The organism is Methylobacterium sp. M6A4_1b (assembly GCF_053345175.1).
Genome location: NZ_JBKEZQ010000009.1, coordinates 1 through 19,081, shown reverse-complemented (window position 1 = coordinate 19,081; position 19,081 = coordinate 1). Strand labels below are relative to the sequence as shown.

9 protein-coding genes and 1 tRNA gene are annotated in these 19,081 nt (G+C 68.8%); 5 read left to right on the top strand and 5 right to left on the bottom strand.

The window, feature by feature from the left end:
• Positions 1–345: 345 nt before the first annotated feature.
• Complete coding sequence (locus tag ACLBWX_RS11060; RefSeq protein WP_447677120.1) at positions 346–675, bottom strand: CsbD family protein; 330 nt, start codon at positions 673–675, stop codon at positions 346–348.
• Between the two features lie 363 nt (positions 676–1,038).
• On the opposite strand from ACLBWX_RS11060, the gene ACLBWX_RS11055 reads away from it, so the two are divergent.
• Positions 1,039–2,664 (top strand): hybrid sensor histidine kinase/response regulator, encoded by a 1,626-nt coding sequence (locus ACLBWX_RS11055; RefSeq protein ID WP_447677119.1) that lies wholly within the window; start codon positions 1,039–1,041, stop codon positions 2,662–2,664.
• A gap of 81 nt (positions 2,665–2,745) precedes the next feature.
• Here ACLBWX_RS11055 and ACLBWX_RS11050 read toward each other — a convergent pair whose 3' ends face one another.
• The 4 genes from ACLBWX_RS11050 to ACLBWX_RS11035 form a co-directional block, all read right to left on the bottom strand.
• Positions 2,746–2,985 carry a hypothetical protein gene (locus ACLBWX_RS11050; RefSeq protein ID WP_447677118.1) on the bottom strand — a complete coding sequence of 80 codons (240 nt, stop codon included), beginning with the start codon at positions 2,983–2,985 and terminating at the stop codon, positions 2,746–2,748.
• Between the two features lie 319 nt (positions 2,986–3,304).
• Positions 3,305–5,044 carry a protein kinase domain-containing protein gene (locus ACLBWX_RS11045; protein ID WP_447677117.1) on the bottom strand — a complete coding sequence of 580 codons (1,740 nt, stop codon included), beginning with the start codon at positions 5,042–5,044 and terminating at the stop codon, positions 3,305–3,307.
• 64 nt (positions 5,045–5,108) lie between these two features.
• Positions 5,109–5,945 (bottom strand): formate/nitrite transporter family protein, encoded by an 837-nt coding sequence (locus ACLBWX_RS11040; protein ID WP_447677116.1) that lies wholly within the window; start codon positions 5,943–5,945, stop codon positions 5,109–5,111.
• A gap of 365 nt (positions 5,946–6,310) precedes the next feature.
• Positions 6,311–6,385: transfer RNA gene (locus ACLBWX_RS11035), tRNA-Val, on the bottom strand.
• A gap of 248 nt (positions 6,386–6,633) precedes the next feature.
• On the opposite strand from ACLBWX_RS11035, the gene ACLBWX_RS11030 reads away from it, so the two are divergent.
• The 4 genes from ACLBWX_RS11030 (at position 6,634) to ACLBWX_RS11015 (ending at position 19,072) form a co-directional block, all read left to right on the top strand.
• Positions 6,634–8,877 carry a glycosyltransferase family 2 protein gene (locus ACLBWX_RS11030; RefSeq protein WP_447677115.1) on the top strand — a complete coding sequence of 748 codons (2,244 nt, stop codon included), beginning with the start codon at positions 6,634–6,636 and terminating at the stop codon, positions 8,875–8,877.
• Between the two features lie 466 nt (positions 8,878–9,343).
• Positions 9,344–16,765: an SDR family NAD(P)-dependent oxidoreductase gene (locus ACLBWX_RS11025; RefSeq protein ID WP_447677114.1), complete on the top strand. Its 7,422-nt coding sequence runs from the start codon at positions 9,344–9,346 to the stop codon at positions 16,763–16,765.
• Between the two features lie 25 nt (positions 16,766–16,790).
• A complete protein-coding gene (locus tag ACLBWX_RS11020) occupies positions 16,791–18,167 on the top strand; it encodes an aminotransferase class I/II-fold pyridoxal phosphate-dependent enzyme (protein ID WP_447677113.1) in 1,377 nt (458 codons plus the stop codon).
• Positions 18,168–18,262: 95 nt separating this feature from the next.
• Positions 18,263–19,072 (top strand): IS5 family transposase, encoded by an 810-nt coding sequence (locus ACLBWX_RS11015; RefSeq protein WP_447676942.1) that lies wholly within the window; start codon positions 18,263–18,265, stop codon positions 19,070–19,072.
• Positions 19,073–19,081: the final 9 nt, after the last annotated feature.

Genomic DNA, 19,081 nt, shown 5'->3' with positions numbered 1-19,081 from the left:
GGCCTCGGGGCCGCACCCCGATCCTTGCTTTCGAATCCGCTCCCCGTCGATTCGTCCCGACGGACGATCGACGGGGTCCGAGGAGACCCTGTCGATCCAGTCGATGGAGGCCGCCGCGCGATCCGACGAGTCTTGCGAGCGGGCGAATCTTGCGATCGACGAGTCTTGCGATCCGGCGATCTCCGGACGTGCGCTGAACCGATGGGGCCGGCCGGTATGGCCCGCCCGTCTCCGTTCAGGCGCGGCGGACCTCGGCCGAGGCGGCGGGAGTCGGGGGCAGGATGGGCGAGGCGGCCACGGGGTGCCCCGGATCGTTCGGTCGTTCGGACATGCGGGCCGGGATCGTCAGAGCTTCGCGACGAGGAGTCCGAGGCCGAAGCCGACGAGGCCGGCGACGAGGAGCGAGGCGTGCGGCCACTCGACCGAGCGCTCGTGGACGTCGTGCAACTGGCGCTTGCCCTGGTCGTAGGCGTCCTCGGCGTAATCCGAGACCTCGTCGGCGACGTTGCGGACGGCGTCCTTGGTCTGGCCGTAGAGGTTCTCGGCCGAACCCTGGACGTCCCGCAGGCGCCCCTTCGCCGAATCCTCGCGCGATCCGATGAGATCGCCGATGGCCCCCTGGGCCTTGCCAGCGATCTCCTTGGCGGCGCCCGTCACACGATTGGTATCGACCATGATGTTCTCCAGTCTTCGTCGGTTGAGGATGCCGCGCCGGGCCGGACCCGATGGGGCCGGGGATGCGGCCGGGGCGCATCGGTCCCGGTGCACAAACGGGTTGTGCGCAATCCTGTTCCGGCCACGCTCGCGGTTTCTGGTACGTACGGACTAGCGAGGCGGGACGCTGCATCAGGCAGGCGCGCCGGACCCGGCGATGTTCGATCCGGCCGGCCGGGTCCTGCGCCGGGCCTGCGACCCCGAGACTTCCGTCCGCCGTTCAAGTTTTGTTCAGTGGCCATTCACGGCTTGCAGACCGTATGTCGTCGGACCATTTGGATTGGTTCAAGGCGCCCCCGGTGTCTCGAATACCGGAGCCTCGACTTGACGACTTCCCCCGAGAAGCCGAAGATCTATGGCCGGAAGACCCCTGTCAGCGGCAGCGGTCCGTCCGGCGTCGTCGACCAGCATCACGACATCTTCTTCGCGGCCGTCGAGACGACGCGGATGCCGATGATCGTCACGGACCCGCATCAGGCGGACAACCCGATCATCTTCGTCAACCGCGCCTTCGAGCGCATGACCGGCTACACCCGGGACGAGCTGATCAATACGAACTGCCGCTTCCTCCAGGGACCCGAGACGGACCGCGAGGTCGTCGCCGACCTGCGCCTCGCCATCCACGAGCAGCGCGAGTTCTCGACCGAGATCGTCAACTACCGCAAGGACGGCTCCTCGTTCTGGAACGCGCTCTTCGTCTCCCCGGTGTTCAACCGGTCCGGCGAGCTCGTCTACTTCTTCGGCTCGCAGCTCGACGTCTCGCGTCGGCGCGATGCGGAGGAATCGCTGCATCAGGCGCAGAAGATGGAGAGCCTGGGCCAGCTCACCGGCGGCATCGCCCACGATTTCAACAACCTGCTGCAGGTGATCTCCGGGCACAACGAGGTCATGCTCGCGCTGATCGACCATCCCGACATCGATGTCGGGCGCCTGCGCCGCGCCGGAGAGGCCGTCCGCGACGCCTCCGAGCGCGCCGCCAAGCTGACCCACCAGCTTCTCGCCTTCTCGCGCAAGCAGCGCCTGGAGGGCCGGCTCCTCAATCTCAACGGTCTCGTCCACAGCATGAGCGAGATGGCCGAGCGCACGCTGGGCGACCACGTCACCCTGCGCCAGGAACTGCTGCCCGACCTCTGGAACACCCGCATCGACCCGACCCAGGCCGAGGTGGCGCTGCTCAACGTGCTGCTGAACGCGCGCGATGCGATGCCGGGCGGCGGGACCGTCACGGTGAAGTCGGAGAACCTTCTCGTCGAGGACGAGGACGCCGCCCTCTTCAAGACGGTCGGACCCGGGGCCTACGTCGTGGTCTCCGTCACCGATACCGGGAGCGGCATGCCGCCCGAGATCCTGAGCCGCGTGATGGAGCCGTTCTTCACCACCAAGGGCGAGGGCATGGGCACCGGCCTCGGACTGGCGATGGTCTACGGCTTCGCCAAGCAGTCGGGCGGCTCGGTGAAGATCTATTCCGAGGTCGGGCACGGCACCACCGTGCGGCTGCTGTTCCCGGCGAGCGACCAGAAGATCGAGGAGGAGCGCAAGGCGTCCCAGCGGGCCGCGGACCGGCACGGGACCGAGACGGTTCTCGTCGTCGACGACCGGCCGGACGTGGCCGAGACCGCGGGCATCATCCTGGAGGATTTCGGCTACAAGGTCATCGTCGCCGACGGCCCCCGGGCCGCCATCGAGATCCTCGACGGCGAGCGCCGGGTCGACCTGCTGTTCACCGACCTGATCATGCCGGGCGGAATGAACGGCGTCATGCTGGCCCGGGCCGCGCGCGAGCGTCAGCCCCGGATCAAGGTGCTGCTGACCACGGGCTACGCGGAGGCGTCCTTGGAGCGCACCGATACCGGCGGCACCGAGTTCGAGATCATCAACAAGCCCTACAAGCGTCTCGAACTCGCGCGGCGCGTGCGGCGCGTCATCGACGGACCCACCGGCGTCGGCTGAGCGGGCGAGCGCCGGGCCCGGTCGCGAACGGGAGCGTGAACCGTGTCCGCCGGCCTGGTGCCGCGATGGCGGAGCGGATCTTCACTCCGCGCGAAGATGGTCGTGGACAAGCCGGAGAGTCATCAAGGCATCCATCTCGCGCCACAGGGCCTCCATGGCCTCCGTCACGTCGTAGCCGGTCCGGGCCAGGATCCTGACGGTGGCGGCCTTGGCGGACGAGGACGCCTCCGCCTCGGCGATGCGGGCGTCGATCTCCGCGAGGCACGCCGCCCGGTCGAGGCCGGGTCCGAAGCACTTCCCGATGGACGGGCGCAGGGACATCTCGAAGTTCCATCGTTCGATTCCGTGCGCCGTTCCTATCACGCTTGGCGGCGTTGTGTATGAGATCATACGTTCCTTCGCGGGCGGTGGGCATGCTCCCGCGGCGGGACGATCGGGGCGCCGCCGCGGTTCGATGGTGCGTCGCGCCGGGTTCGGGCCGGCCGGATCCGTCGGAGGCGCGTCCGTCCCGGACGAGGTCCGCTTCGGATCGGCCGGCCGAGGGACGCCGGAACGCCGCATGGCGGAGCCGCCGACCGGTTCGGGACGCGGATGGCGGGATGGGCACGGCCGGCCTCGAACCGAGGACGGGCCGCCGTGCTCAGGCGGCCGACCGCGCGAGCAGGATGACGACGACGATCGCCAGGACGAGCGAGACGAGCTTCCAGAACAGCACCGGGTCGCGTTCCAGAAGGGCCGTCCGCCCGAGACCGGGCAGCGACGGGTTCGGATGGCGCAGGTCGTGGACGAACGCCGAGAGGACTTCGTAGCGCTGGGCCGGATTCGGATGCACCGCCTTGCGCAGGGCCGCATCGACGTAGGGCGGCAGGCCGGGGCGCGCCGCGGCGACGGAGACGTAATGCAGGCGCCGTGCGCGCGCCTCGCTGAAGGCCCGCGTCGCCTCCGCGCCGTAGGGCAGGCGTCCGGTGAGCATCTGATAGGCGATCACGCCCAGCGAGAAGATGTCCGATTGCGACGTGGCGGGCCGTCCCGCCAGGCATTCCGGCGCGGTGTACTGCACGGTCCCCTGCACCGTCTCGTCGACGGTCGGATCGTCGTCCGCGATCCCGGCGATCCGGGTGGAGCCGAAGTCGATGATCCGGACGGTGCCCGCGGCATCGATCAGGATGTTGTGGGGGCGCAGGTCCCGGTGCACCATCTCGCGCCGGTGGAAGGCCCGCAGGCCGACCGCGATCTGTTCGACGAGGCGTCGCACCGCCTCGAGCTCCGGGGCCGGGTCGTCGCGCAGCCACTGGGCGAGGGTCCGGCCTTCCACGTAGTCCATCACCGTGTAGAGGTGGCTGCGCCGCCGCGTTTGGGGCGGGGCGCTGAGCACGTGCGGGCTGTCGATGCGCCGCGCGACCCATTCCTCCATCATCAGCCGCTGCAGGCCGCCCGGATCGGCGTGCAACTCCGTCGACGGTACCTTGAGGGCGACCTTGCGCCCGCTTTCCGCGTCGATCGCCAGGTAGACGTGGCTGCGGTGGCTGCCATGCAGGGTCCGCAGCACGCGATAGCCGTCGAACGTGGTCGGCGGATCGAGCAGCGGCGCCGGAGGCAGGTCGTCGATCCGGCCCGAGAGCTCTTCGAACGCGCCGTCGGGCACGGACTCGACGCGCACGATCTGGACGGTGAGATTGTCGCCACTGCCGTTTTCATAGGCATGGCGGACGATCTCCCGGGCAGCCCGGTCGAGGTCGTCGCCGTGTTGCCGGATCCGCGCGACGATCGCCTCCGGCCGCACGTGCTCGTGCACGCCATCCGTCGTCAGGACGAACACGTCGCCTCGCTCGATCGAGACCGTGTGGTGGTCGATCTCGACATGCGCCGCCGCACCGAGCGCCCGCCCGAGATAGGACTCGTCGGCGGAGAGGGTGACGCGGTGGTCCTCGGTCAGCGCTTCGAGCGAGCGCTCGGCGACGCGCGCGATGCGTGCGTCGCCCACGTGGAAGATGTGGGCTGTGCGGGACTTGAGGACGAGCGCGCTGAAAGTGGTGACGTAGCCGCGATCGCGCGCCCCTTCGGGATCATGCCGGTACCGGTTTCGGCGGGTCTCGGCATGGAGCCACGAATTCGTCGCGGCGATGATCCGGCTCGCCGCCGTCTTCACCGACCAGGTCTCGGGGGTGTCGTAATAGTCCGACAGGAAGCTCCGGACCGCCGTCTCGCTCGCGACGTGGCTGACGGGGCTGCTGCCGATCCCGTCCGCGATCGCGATGGCGCTTCCCCGCAGGATCAGCGCGGCACGCTCGGGGACGCGGGCACCGTGAAAGTCCTGGTTGGTCGCCTTGCGGCCGCGCTCGCTGCACTGGCCGAGGGAGAGGGTCAGGGTCGAGGGCATCGGCGCATCCCGGCGGTCGGACCCGGCACCGTGCGGCGCGCGGCCCGACCGTTCGAGCCGGCGGTCAGGCCGCGAGGCGGCGCTCCGCGTTGCCGATGGTCCGCTTCGGGGCCGTGCGGACGTGGGTGGTGTAGAGCGTCAGGCCCGTGAAGGCGAGGCCGCCGACGAGGTTGCCGAGGACGGTCGGGATCTCGTTCCAGAAGAGGTAGTCGCCGATCGAGAACTGACCGCCCATGAGCAGGCCGAAGGGGAACAGGAACATGTTCACCACGGAATGCTCGAAGGTCATGTAGAAGAACACCATGATCGGCATCCACATGGCGATCACCTTGCCGCTGACCGTGGTCGAGATCATCGCGCCGACGACGCCGGTGGAGACCATCCAGTTGCACAGCATGCCGCGGATGAAGATCGTGAACCAGCCGCCCACGCCATGCGCGGCATAGCCGACGGTGCGCCGCTCGCCGATATGGGCGATGTATTCACCGACCTTGTCGGCCGGCGCCGTGAAGCCGAACGTGAAGACGAAGCCCATCATGACGGCCACGGTGAGCGCGCCGAGGAAATTGCCGAGGAAGACGAGGGCCCAGTTGCGCAGGACGCCCGCCCAGGTCACGCCGGGCCGGCGGTCCAGAAGGGCGAGGGGTGCCAGCACGAACACGCCCGTGAGAAGGTCGAAGCCCAGCAGGTACAGCATGCAGAAGCCGACCGGGAACAGGGCGGCGCCGAGGATGGGGATGCCCGTCTGCTGCGTGATGCTGACCGCGAAGACCGCGGCGAGCGCCAGGATCGCCCCGGCCATGTAGGCGCGGATGATGGTGTCGCGGGTCGACATGAAGATCTTGGATTCGCCCGCATCCACCATCTTGGTGACGAACTCAGCAGGAGCGAGATAGGCCATTTCGGGTCCTCTTCGGGTTCGGGCTTCTGCAAGGCTCGCCGGACCGGCCGGGCATCGGCCCGGAATCCGGCCACGCTCCGTTGCGCGGCCTGCAGCCGGAGACGCGCATGCGCGCACGCCCCCCGTCGACGACGGTCAAGCAAGATCCAGACCCATCGCGATCCGAGCCTCGTCCGGGATCGCTTCGGGCACCCGGGCTTCACAGGACCGCGCGCGCACCAGCGTCCGGCGCCTTCGCCCTCGTCCACGCGGAAGGGGCGGGACATCGTCCCAGGCAGCGCTTCTTCAGGATGCGATGTCCGACGCAAAGAAAAAGGGCCCCGTGCGGAGCCCTTGTTTTCTTCGACCATTCCAGTGGGTTGGAATGGTGGGCGCGACAGGGATCGAACCTGTGACCCCTACCATGTCAAGGTAGTGCTCTCCCGCTGAGCTACGCGCCCTCACCGGTGCCGCTCGGCGCCGGTGGAGGGGGCTATAGCGTGGGGTTCCGGGGGGCGCAAGGGCTCTCGCGCCTGGATTTTCCGGCCTGTCGCCGGGTCGCGCCGCGTGCGGGCTTCGGCGCTGCGCAGGCGTCGGAAATGCGCTATGGCCGGCGCGGCCCGGCGCGTGAGGATGCACGCCGGTCCGGTCCGCCTCGCAGGGGGACCGGGAGGCGAGGTGACGGTCGGGGCATGCGGTTCAACGAAGAATGCGATCCGGCCCGCGGCCTTCGGCGACGGGCGATGATGCGCGCCGACGAGCGGGTCGCGTGACAGAGCCCGCACCGGCGCTCACCGCCGCCCTCCCCCGCTGGGGCAAGGGGCCGGCGACGCGGACCTTCGCGCCCGACGGCGTCGCCCTCGACCTCGACCTGGGGGAAGCCGGCCTCGGCGGCGCCTGGGCGACGATCCGGTTCCGCGACGTCGGGAGCGGGGGCGTCTGCCGGCTGGTCCTGAGCGCCCGGTTCGTCGGGCGGGACGGCGCGGCCGGGACCGTGGTCCTCGCCGAGGAGGCGGAAGGCGGGGACCGCTTCGCCTGGACGGGGCGCCTTCCCGAGGGATTGCTGGCCCTGCGCCTGACGCCCCTCTCCCGCGAGACGGCGTTCCGCCTCGAGGAATTCGTGATCCGCCGGCGCCGACGCCCCGCCCTCGTCGCCCGCGCCCTTCGCCGGAACCCGGGCCTCGCGGCGCGCGCCGTCTATTGGCGCGCCCTCGGCCTCAAGGTGCGCGGACGGGCGCTGCTCCTGCGCGCCCTCCACGACCGGGCCGAGACCGGTTACCAGACCTGGATCGCCCGCTTCGACACCCTGACCGAGGCGGACCGGCGGCGCATCCGCGGCGAGGTCGCAGCCTGGACGGACCCACCGCGGATCTCGGTGGTGATGCCGGTCCACGATCCGGCCCCCCGCGTCCTGGAGGCCGCCATCCGGTCGGTCCGCGCCCAGCTCTATCCGAACTGGGAGCTCTGCATCACCGACGATGCCTCCACCGATCCGGCGATCCCGCGCCTGCTCGCCCGCCACGCCCAGCAGGAGCCGCGCATCCGCGTCCACCGGCGTCCGGAGAACGGCCACATCGCCCGTGCCACCAACGACGCCCTCGCGCAGGCGGACGGGACCTTCGTCGCCTTCCTCGACCACGACGACGTGCTGGCCGAGGGCGCGCTCTACCACGTGGCGGCCGCGATCCGGGCCGCGCCCGAACTCGTCGTGATCTACAGCGACGAGGACAAGATCGATGCGCGCGGGCGCCGGTTCGAGCCCCACTTCAAGTCGGGCTTCGACCGCGAACTCCTCTACGGACAGAACTACATCAATCACCTCACGGTGATCCGGACCGAGGCGATCCGGGCCGCCGGCGGGTTGCGTCCGGGCTTCGAGGGCAGCCAGGACCACGATCTCCTGCTGCGGGTCACGGCCGGGCTCGAGCCCGCGCGCATCGACCACCTCCCGCGGGTGCTCTATCACTGGCGCGCGGCCGGCGGCTCGGGGACGTTCTCGGACCGGGCCCTGGAGCGGACCGAGGTGGCGCGGCTGCGCGCCCTGGCGGAGGTCGCCGCGCCGCTGGGGGCGACGGCGGCCCGGGGACCCCTCGGCTTCAACCGGCTCGTCCGCCCGGTCCCGGAGCCGGCCCCTCTGGTCTCGGTCGTCATCCCGACCCGGGACCGGGCGGACCTGCTCGCCGTGGCGCTCGCGGGCGTCCTCGATGCGACCGATTACCCGGCCGTCGAGGTCATCGTCGTCGACAACGAGAGCCGCGAGGCGCGCACGCGCGACCTCTTCACCCGCTTGGCCGTATACGACGCGCGCGTCCGCATCCTGCCAGTCCCGGGACCCTTCAACTTCTCCGATCTGTCCAACCGCGGCGCCGCGGCGGCGCGGGGATCGCTCCTCCTGTTCCTGAACAACGACATCGAGGTGATCGAACCCGGCTGGCTGCGCGAAATGGTCTCCATCGCGCTCGCACCGGATATCGGTGCGGTGGGAGCGAAGCTGCTCTATCCCGATCGCACGCTCCAGCACGGCGGCATCGTTCTCGGGATCGGCGGCGTCGCCGGCCACAGCCATCCCGGCCTGCCGGAGGACGATCCGGGCTACTTCGCCCGGATGGTCCTGACCCAGGAGGTCTCGGCGGTGACGGGCGCCTGCCTGCTTCTTCGAACGGCGGTCTTCGAAGCGAGCGGCGGATTCGATGCGGACGACCTCGCTGTCGCCTTCAACGATGTTGATCTCTGCCTGCGGTTGCGCGCGCGAGGTCTTCGCAACGTCTGGACGCCCCACGCACGGTTGATCCATCATGAATCGAAGAGCCGGGGGGCGGAGGATACGCCCGAGAAACGTGAGCGCTTCGAGCGCGAGGTCCGGGTGATGCAGGATCGCTGGGCTGCAGAACTGCGCGCCGATCCGTACTACAACCCAAATCTTTCGCGGAGCGCGGCGCGCTACCGACTCTGATGCTGCGCTGCGGCGGCGTTCCGTCGCACCGCAAAGTCGCCGCAATCGGCCGCTTAATCCGCGCTTAGGCGGCGAAGAGAGATTTCGTCGCGTCGCAGGTCTTCCTCGACACTCTTAGCTCCGCAGGCTCAGGATCGGTCTCGCAATCCATTTTCCGGGTCACTGCAGCGAACCGGGACAGCGTCTCCACCAGATCGCGGCGCAATACCTGGATTATGGCAATTGTTTGAAGTTAACCGTTTAAGATAGAGACAAAGTCATCGCTTACCACGGTGCTTCGCTCCTTCGTCTTGCCGGAATGATTGATGAAGACGTGCAACAGGGTCGGTGTTCCAGCCCGGTGACTGCCCCGATTCGGGCGTCTCCGGTTGGACAGTAGCCTAGAGCCATACTAAGGATCAGGCTGGTTGCCGCCGGTGGTACAAGTCGATCCTGTCCCCCGTTCAAGAGCGTGTGCGAATCGAACGTGACACAACGTACAGACATCGCGATCATCGGCCGTGCCTGCCGGCTTCCCGGCGCCTCGAGTGTCGACGGGCTTTGGCAGCTTCTCACCGAGGCGCGATGCGCCGTCGGCCGCATCCCGGATGATCGGTGGTCGCTGGAGCGATTCGGGCATCCGCGCGCGCAGGAGCGGGGCAAGAGCTACACGTGGTCGGCCGGTGTTCTCGACGACATCTGGTCGTTCGATCCCGGCGTCTTCGGCATCTCGCCCCGCGAGGCCGAGCAGATGGACCCGCAGCAGCGCCTGCTCCTGGAACTCACCTGGGAGGCCCTCGAGGATGCGGGGCTGCGTCCCTCGGACGTGGCCGGCAGCCAGATCGGCGTGTTCGTCGGCGCTTCGTCCCTCGATTACGGCAATCTGCGCGTCCTCGACACCTCGTCCGGGGATGCCTACGCGGCCACCGGCAACACGCTCTCGATCCTGTCGAACCGCATCTCCTACATCTACGACCTGAAGGGGCCGAGCTTCACCGTCGACACGGCCTGTTCCTCGTCCCTCGTCGCCCTCGATGCCGCGGTCGCGGCAATCTCCAGCGGCCGGATCGATACCGCCGTCGTCGCTGGCGTGAACCTGCTGGCGAGTCCCTTCAACTTCATCTGCTTCTCGAACGCGCAGATGCTCTCGCGCACGGGCCTGTGCCAGGCCTTCTCGTCGACCGCCGACGGCTACGTGCGCTCTGAAGGCGGCGTCGTTCTCGTGCTGAAATCCGCCAAGGCGGCGATGCGCGACGGCAGCACCGTGCGCGGCGTCATCGCGGCGAGCGGCGTCAACTCGGACGGCCGCACCACCGGCATCTCTCTCCCCTCCGGCTACGCGCAGGGCGCGCTGCTGGAGCAGGTCTACCGCGAGGCCGAGATCGACCTCGACTCCGTGGTCTTCGTGGAGGCCCACGGCACCGGTACGCCCGTGGGGGATCCGATCGAAGCGAGCGCCATCGGCGGCAAGCTGGGCCGTCCGCGCAAGGCGCCCCTGCCGATCGGCTCGATCAAAAGCAACATCGGCCATACCGAGCCGGTCTCGGGCCTCGCCGGCTTGCTCAAGGCGAGCCTCGCCCTCGAGCACGACCTGTTTCCGACCTCGCTGCATGCGGCCGAACTGAACCCCGAGATCCCGTTCCGAGATCTCAACCTGTCGGTGACGAACAAGCCTCTGCCCCTCGCCCGCGACGGCAAGGCGCGCTTCGCCGGCGTGAACTCCTTCGGGTTCGGCGGCACCAATGCGCACGTCGTCCTGACCGACGGTCAACCGACTCGCGCCGCTGGCGTCGCCTCCGAGGCGACCCGGAAACCGGAGGTGCTGCTGCTCTCCGCCCAGAGCCGCGCGGCCCTCAACGAACTCGCTCTCGACTATGCCGAGCGCTTCGACGGCGCGGACGAGGCTGAGATCGCCCGGATCGCCGCAGCCGCCGCCCATCGTCGCGAGCGCCTGTCCTCGCGCTTGGCCGTGACCCTGGACGCCGACCTCCCCGCGGTGCTGCGCGCCGTCGGCGAGGCCGAAGATGCACCCGATGCCCTGCTCGGGACCGCCGTTGACCGCACGGCTGAGGTCGCCTTCGTCTATTCGGGCAATGGCAGCCAATGGGCCGGCATGGGTCGCGAGGCCTATGACGAGAACGCCGTCTTCAGAGAGGCCTTCGACCGCATCGACGGCCTCTTCCATGCCCTCTCAGGCTGGTCGCTGAAAGAAGCTTTGTTCGCGGAAGATCTGGACGAGCGCCTCGTCCTCACGCGGGTGTCGCAGCCCCTGATCTTCGCCATCTCCAGCGCTTCGACGACGGCCCTCCGGGCACGCGGCCTGGCACCGAGCTACGTCCTCGGCCACAGCGTCGGCGAGATTGCGGCGGCCGAGGCCGCCGGCATCCTCAGCCTCGAACAGGCCGTGAAGGTCATTTTCTACCGCAGCAAGCATCAGGAAACGACGCGTGGCTTCGGCACGATGGCGGTGCTGCTCGCGCCTGCCGACGAGATCGAACTGTTCCTGGAGGACTATCCGAGCCTCGACATCGCCGCCTACAACAGTCCCAAGGCCATCACGGTGGCGGGTCCGGTGGCGGATATCGACGCGGCCATGAAGGCGCTGTCACGCAAGCGTCGGCGTGGGCGCAAGCTCGACCTCGAATACCCGTTCCATGGCCGTCTGATGAATCCGACCGAGAAGCCGCTGCTGCGGGATCTCGCCGGGCTGAAGCCGCATGCCGCGACGACCCCGATGGTGTCGACCGTCACCGGCAAGGTGCTGGCCGGTGATCAGTTCGGGGCCGGCTACTGGTGGCGCAACATTCGCGAGCCGGTGCGCTTCTGTGAGGCTGTGCAGGAGGCGACCCGCCAGGGCGCCCGCGTCTTCATCGAAGTTGGCCCGCGCGCGACCCTGCTCTCGCATATCGGCGACGCCATCGAACCACTCGGTATCGAGAATGCCACCATCGGCGTCCTGCACCGCAAGCCGGCGGGCGGCGACCCGATCGCCCGTACCGTCGCGGCCGCCCTCGTCCAGGGTGCCGCCGTCGACGAAGTGACGGTGTTCGGAGAGAACCCGGCCGGCGATGTCTCACTTCCGCTCTATCCCTGGCAGCGCCGGACCTTCCGCCTGGCCGAGACCACCGAGGGGGTTGGCGCGGCGACTCCGCGCCCCTACCATCCTCTCTACGGTTCTCGCGTCGCACCTGACGGCCTGGAATGGCACGGCCACGTCGACATCGCGACGTTGCCCGAACTCGATGATCACCGCATCGATGGCCAGGCGATCCTGCCCGGCGCGGCCTTCATCGAGATGGCGCTCGGCGTCGCCCGTGAGGCGATGAAGTCCGACAGTGTGGTCCTCGCGGAGTTCGAGATCCAGTCGCCGATGGTGTTCGGCGAGGAATCGCTGCGGGAGGTCACGGTGCGCGTTGCCGGTTCCGGCAACGCGATCCAGATCCTCAGCCGGCCGCGCCTGACTCAGGCAGCCTGGCAACTTCATGCCGCGGCCAAGATCATCGACGGCAGCTTCCCGGCGCCCGCGCCGGTGGACATGCACGTTCCCGACGAGCAGGCGGTCGCGGGCGAAGGCCTGTACCGCTTGGCTGCTGCCTCCGGCCTCGGCTTCGGTCCGAGCTTCCGACAGGTCGCGGTGAGTGCACGCCTCGACGAGACCACCATCGTCTCCGAGCTTTTGCCCGCCGAGGCCGATGCCCGCTTCGGGCTGGTGCCCGCGCGCCTCGATTCCTGCTTCCATGGCCTCATCCTGCTCTTCGCCGGGCTGATGGGCGAAGGCTCGACGAAGGCCTACGTCCCGGTTCGCTTCGGTGAAATCCGCCTCGTGAAGCCCGGCGCCGTCATCGCCCGGGCGATGATCCGGACTCGGCGGGCGAACGAACGCAGCATCCTGGCCGACTTCACCCTGGTCGATGCCGAGGGCGAGGTCATCGCCACTCTTCGGGAGGGCCGCTTCCAGGCCCTTCGGGCGAAGAACGGCAGCGATCTGGCCGCCTACGCCATCGCGCAGCGGCCCGAGCTCGCCACCGAGCCGACCGCCGTCGCGATGGAGCGTGGAAAGCGCGTCGCGGACGCGATCCGTCCGGCCTTCAAGGTTGCGGTGGCGCCCGCCGAGGCGCCGCTGGCGCCGGGGCACCTTCTTCTCGAGGGGTGGGCGACCTCGATGGCCTACCGTCTCGCGGAAGGCCTACAGCGCTCCGGCACCGTGGCCATCGACGAGCGCGTGCCTGAGGCGATGCGCCCCTGGCTTCTCAATGCCCTCTACGCCCTCGAGAGCAGCGACCTTGCCACCCTCGACGGCGAGCGCTGGACTCTGCGCAAGGACGTGTCCCTGCCGGCGCCCGATGAGATCATGCGCTGGATCGCGGCGGACCATCCCGAACTCTCGGCCGAACTCGTGCTCACCGCGGACGTCGGCGCCGTGATCGGACGGCTGCTCTCGGGCGACCTGACCAAGGCTCCTCGCCTCTCGCAGAACGCTCTCGACGCCTTCATCCTGCGCAGTGCGACGGCGCGAGCTTCCGCCGACGTGATCGCCGATCTCGCCGAGTCCGGCCGCGCCGCCCTGCCCCGCGACCGCGCACTGCGCGTGCTTCAGGTCGGGTTCGGCCCCCTCTCGGCCCAGGCCGCCGCCTTCGCCGGCGGCATCGAAGCGCAACTGACGGTGTTCGAGGCCGACCGTCGCTTGGCGGAGCGCGCACGGCTTGCCCTGCCGCGCGGCGTCGCCGTGATCGAAGACGCGGCCGAGCTCACGCCCGGCAGCTTCGACGCGATCCTGGCGAGCAACGTCCTGCACCGCTCCGAGCGGACGCTGCTCGGTACGGTCGCCGACGCCCTGGCAACCGGCGGCTTCCTCGTCGCCGTCGAGCCCGGCGCTTCGCTGTTCCGCGACCTCGTCTTCGGCCTGACGCCGGACTGGTTCGAGGCTACAGCCGACATGCCTGTGAGCCGCCTCGACGACATCACCGGCTGGCAGCGTGCTCTGAGCGACACAGGCCTGGTGCGGGTGGCGGTCGACCGCGCGGTCTCCGCCAATGGAGACGACCTCCTGTTCATCGCCGAAGCTCCGGTGCGCGCGAAGCCCGCCCCGGGACAGACCTTCGCCTTCGTCATCGGCTCGCACGACGACTTCGCGGCCGAAACCGCCTCGTCGCTGGCGACCCTGCTGGTGGCGAGCGGCGTCCACGTCTCGATCATCCTTGATTCCGAGCAGTCCCTGCTCGAACTGGAACGCGAAACGCCGGATACGGTCGTGTTCCTCGCCGGGGCCTTCAATCAGGGCGGCGCGGCAGCCGATCGCATGCGCGAGCGTTGCCTGAGCCTGAAGCGCTGCGTCGAGCATCTCGGCAGCCGCCAGACCCGGCTTTGGATCGTCTGCCCCGGTGCAACTCGCGATGCCGGCGACCCGACCGGATCGGTGGAAGCTGGCGTCTGGGCCTTCAGCCGGACGCTCGCCAACGAGGTGGCGAATCTCGACGTGCGTCGGATCGATCTCGCCCAGGCCCTTTCGACGAAGCTCGCCGCCGAGCGTCTGCGCGACCTGATCCTGTCCGGCACCCTCGAGACCGAGATCATCCTCGATGCCGACCGGACCCGAGTGATTCGGTTCTCGCCGGGCCAGCTCGCCCGTCGTCCCGGACCCGACGCGGTCCCGGCCGAGGCCGCACGCCTGGAGCGCAGCAACACGGGCGGTCTCAACGAGATGGCCTGGGGACCGGCGGCACGCCGGACGCCCGGTCGCGGCGAGGTCGAGATTGCGGTCGAGGCCACGGGCCTCAACTTCCGCGATGTGCTCTGGGCGCTTTCGATGCTGCCCGAGGAGATCCTGGAGGATGGCTTCGCCGGTCCCCGCCTGGGTCTCGAAGTGGCCGGACGGGTTCTCTCCGTCGGCAAGGGTGTCGAGGCCTTCAAGCCCGGTGACCGCGTCGTCGCCTTCGCGCAGTCGGGCTTCGCGACCCACATTGTCGTGCCCGAGCTCGTGGTGGCCCCGAGTCCGCCCGGCCTCGATCCGCAGGCAGCCGCCACCGTGCCGGTCGCCTTCCTCACCGCCTATTACGGCCTCGTCAGCTGCGCCCGGCTGCGCCGCGGCGAGTGGGTGCTGGTCCATGGCGGCGCCGGCGGCGTCGGCCTCGCGGCGCTGCAGATCGCCAAGCTCAAGGGCGCGCGCGTCATCGCCACCGCCGGCTCGCGGGAGAAGCGCGCCCTGGTCAAGGCACTCGGGGCCGAGCATGTGCTCGACTCGCGTTCCCTCGCCTTCGTGGACGATGTCCGCCGGATCACCGGCGATGGCGTCGGTGTGGTGCTGAACAGCCTGTTCGGCGAGGCGATGGAGCGAAGCCTCAACGTCCTCAAGCCCTTCGGCCGCTTCATCGAGTTGGGCAAGCGCGACTATGTCGCCAACACCCATATCGGCCTGCGCCCGTTCCGCCGGAATCTCTCCTACTTCGGCGTTGATCTCGACCAGGTGCTGCAGCACCAGGGCGAGGACGGAGCCCGGCTGTTCCGCGAAGTCATGTCGCTGTTCAAGGAGGGTGGCCTGAAGCCCCTGCCCTTCCAGCCCTTCACGGCAGACGAGGTCTCGGACGCCTTCCGATTGATGCAGCAATCGGGTCACGTGGGTAAGATCGTCATCGCTCCGCCGAAGCCCGGCAGCGTGATGCAGCCTGAGAAATCCGCCTTCGCGATCTCCCCGGAAGGTGTCCACCTCGTGACCGGCGGCCTCGGCGGCTTCGGCATCGAGGCGGCCCGCTGGCTCGCGGACCGGGGTGCGAAGCACATCGTCCTCGTCGGCCGCAACGGGGCCGCGAGTCCGGAGGCCAAGCAGGTGGTTGCCGATCTCGGTGCGCGCGGCGTCAACGTCGCCGCGATGGCCTGCGACATCACCAGCCGCAAGGCCGTGGATGCGCTGCTGTCCGAGGTGGAGCGCAAGGGCCGGTCCCTGGCCGGCGTGATCCACGGCGCGATGGTGCTGCAGGATGGTCTGATCGCCAACATCGATGCCGCCGCTCTCGATACGGTCATCCGGCCGAAAGTCATCGGGGCCGAGCATCTCGACGCGGCGACGCGCACGCGCGCGCTCGACTATTTCGTGATGTTCTCCTCGGCCACAACCTTCATCGGCAACCCGGGCCAAGGCGCCTACGTCGCCGCGAACGGCTTCATGGAAGGTCTCGCCCGGCGCCGGCGCAAGCTCGGCCTGCCGGCACTTGCGGTCGCTTGGGGTGCCATCGGCGATGTCGGCGTGCTGGCTCGCAACCGTGCGGTGATGGAAACCCTAGCGGGTCGCGTCGGCGTCACCCCGATGGATGCCCGCCACTGCCTCGATCTCATGGCCGATGCGCTGGAAGGCCAGGGAACGAACCCGGACGACGCGGTGATCGCCATTGCGTCGATGCATTGGGGCAAGGCGCGGGAGCGTCTCGCCACGATGAAGAGCCCGAGCTACGCCGAACTCGGTTCGGACCAGCAGATGGATGCTGGCACGGTCGCGGCCATCAACATCGGTATGCTGCTGAAGACGCAGGACATCGACACGGTGCGCAAGACGGTGGCCGACGCCATCGTAGAGGACATCGCGCGCATCCTTCGTCTTCCCAAGGACGACATCAGCCGCGTACGCCATCTCTCCGAGATCGGCCTCGACTCGCTGATGGGCGTGGAACTCGGCGCCAGCCTGCAGGAGCGCTTCGCCCTGGAGGCGCCGCCCTCCGGCATCTCCTCCGGCCTCACCGTCAACGAGCTCACCGAGACCCTGATCCAGTCGATCGCGGCCCCGGTGGACGAGGCGGCGGCGGCCGTCATGAGCCTGGCTCAGCGCCATGCCAGCGAGGGCGTGGACGTCCGTACCCTCGAGCCCTTCCACGCGATGGTCGAAGAAAACAGCCTCGCGATCAAAGAAATCCTTCCGTGAACGAGTCTTCTTTGAGGCATGCTGCATGAGCAATTCCGCGAGACCCGACGGCGGACGCGCTGCCCTGGCAGGCTTCGTCACGAACCGCCTCGGGCGTAACGCCAACCGGACGCCTCCTGCGCGTCCGGCGCAACGCCCGTCGGGTGATCCCTCTGTACAGAACTTCGAGTCGCTTCCCGGCTACCGGGAACTGCGCCTCCAGCGCTCGGCCGCCGACCTGATCGGCCTCGGAAACCCGTTCTTCCGGGTGCACGAGACCAAGGCCGGCGCCACGACGCGCATAGCCGGCAAGTCGTTCGTCAACTTCTCGTCCTACGACTACCTCGGTCTCAACGGGCACCCGGACGTCAACGCGGCCGCGGCGCGGGCGATCGAGACATACGGCACCTCGGCCTCGGCGAGTCGGATCGTAGCCGGCGAGCGCCCGGGGCACCTCTCCCTCGAGAAGGCCCTGGCCGATCACTACGACACCGAGGCCTGCGTGGTGATGGTGAGCGGCCACGCCACCAACGTCACAACGATCGGTGCCCTGCTGGAGCCGGGCGACGTGATCTTCCACGACGCCCTCAGCCACAACAGCATCGTCACCGGTGCGCAGCTGTCGGGTGCCCAGCGCCGCTCGTTCTCCCACAACGACCTCGACGCCTTGGAGACGTTGCTCGGCGCCACGCGCCACGAGCACCGTCGAGCGCTGATCGTTGTGGAAGGCCTCTACAGCATGGACGGCGACGCGCCGGACCTCGCGGCCCTGATCGCCCTCAAGCAGCGCTACGATGCCTGGCTGATGGTCGACGACGCCCACGGGCTCGGCGTCCTCGGGCGCACCGGCATCGGTCTTGCCGAGCATTGTGACGTCGATCCGCGCGGTGTCGACATTTGGATGGGCACCCTCTCGAAGACACTCTCGACCTGCGGCGGCTACGTCGCCGGACCGGCGCCGCTGATCGAGTACCTCAAGTGCACCGCTGGCGGCTTCATCTACAGCGTCGGCATCTCGCCGCCCCTCGCCGCTGCGGCGGAGACGGCCCTCGAGATCATGCATGCTGAGCCGCAGCGGGTGGAACGTCTGCGCCAGAACGGACACTTGTTCCTGTCCTGTGCGAAGAAGCACGGGCTCGATACCGGGACCAGCCTTGGGCTCGCGGTGATCCCGGTCATCGTCGGCGACTCCCTCAAGTCGGTGACGCTGTCGGACCGCCTCTACAAGCGCGGCATCAATGTTCAGCCGATCATCCATCCGGCGGTGCCGGAGCGGGCGTCGCGCCTGCGCTTCTTCATCACTTCCGAGCACACGCCGGAGCAGATTCGAGAGACCGTGGATGCGGTTGCGGAGGAACTGGCGGCCATCGAGAAGGGCGGTTCGCTGATCGAGCAGCTAATGGCCAAGCGCGGCAAGCCTTGACGCCTGAAGGGCGTACTCCGCCCGCCTGTCGTCAATCTGCATCCTGTCTAGAGGCTGTTATGGACCTATGACGGCTTGATTCCAGATGAAGGGGCATGACCTCTTCACGCAAAGCCTACCCGTCCGACGTTTCCGATGAAGAATGGGCGCTGGTCGCTCCCTATCTGACGCTGCTGCGGGAGGATGCGGGGCAGCGTGAGCACAGCCTGCGCGAGGTGTTCAACGGGCTGCGTTACGTCGTGAAGACGGGCGCGCCATGGCGGTGGATGCCCAACGACCTGCCGCCCTGGGAAGCGGTCTACCAGCAGGCGCAGCGCTGGTTGGCGGCAGGCTGCTTCGAGCAACTGGGCGACGATCTGCGGGCGTTGCTGCGTCTGGCCTCCGGGCGATCCCCCGAGCCGAGCGCGGCCATCTTCGACAGCCGGACCCTGCGCTCGACGCCCGAGAGCGGCGAACGGGCCGGCTACGATGGCGCCAAGCGCAAGAAGGGTTCGAAGGTCCATCTGGCCGTCGACACCCTGGGCCACCTCCTGGCCCTGCACGTCACCCCCGCCGATGCCGACGACCGCGCCCAGGTGGGGCGTCTGGCTAAGGCCGTGCAGGCTGCCACAGGGGACACCGTCGATCTCGCCTATGTCGACCAAGGCTACACCGGCGAGAAGCCAGCCAAGGCCGCCCGCACCCACGGAATCGAACTGGAGGTCGTCAAACTGCCCGAGGCCAAGCGCGGCTTCGTCCTTCTGCCGCGACGCTGGGTGGTCGAGCGCTCCTTCGCCTGGGCAACCCGCTTCCGCCGCCTCGTCAAAGACTACGAGCGCTATCCCAGTACGCTCGCAGATCTCCACATCGTTGCTTTCGTCTGCCTCATGCTCAAACAGGCCGCTCAACTGGCGGGCGGTTCATAACAGCCTCTA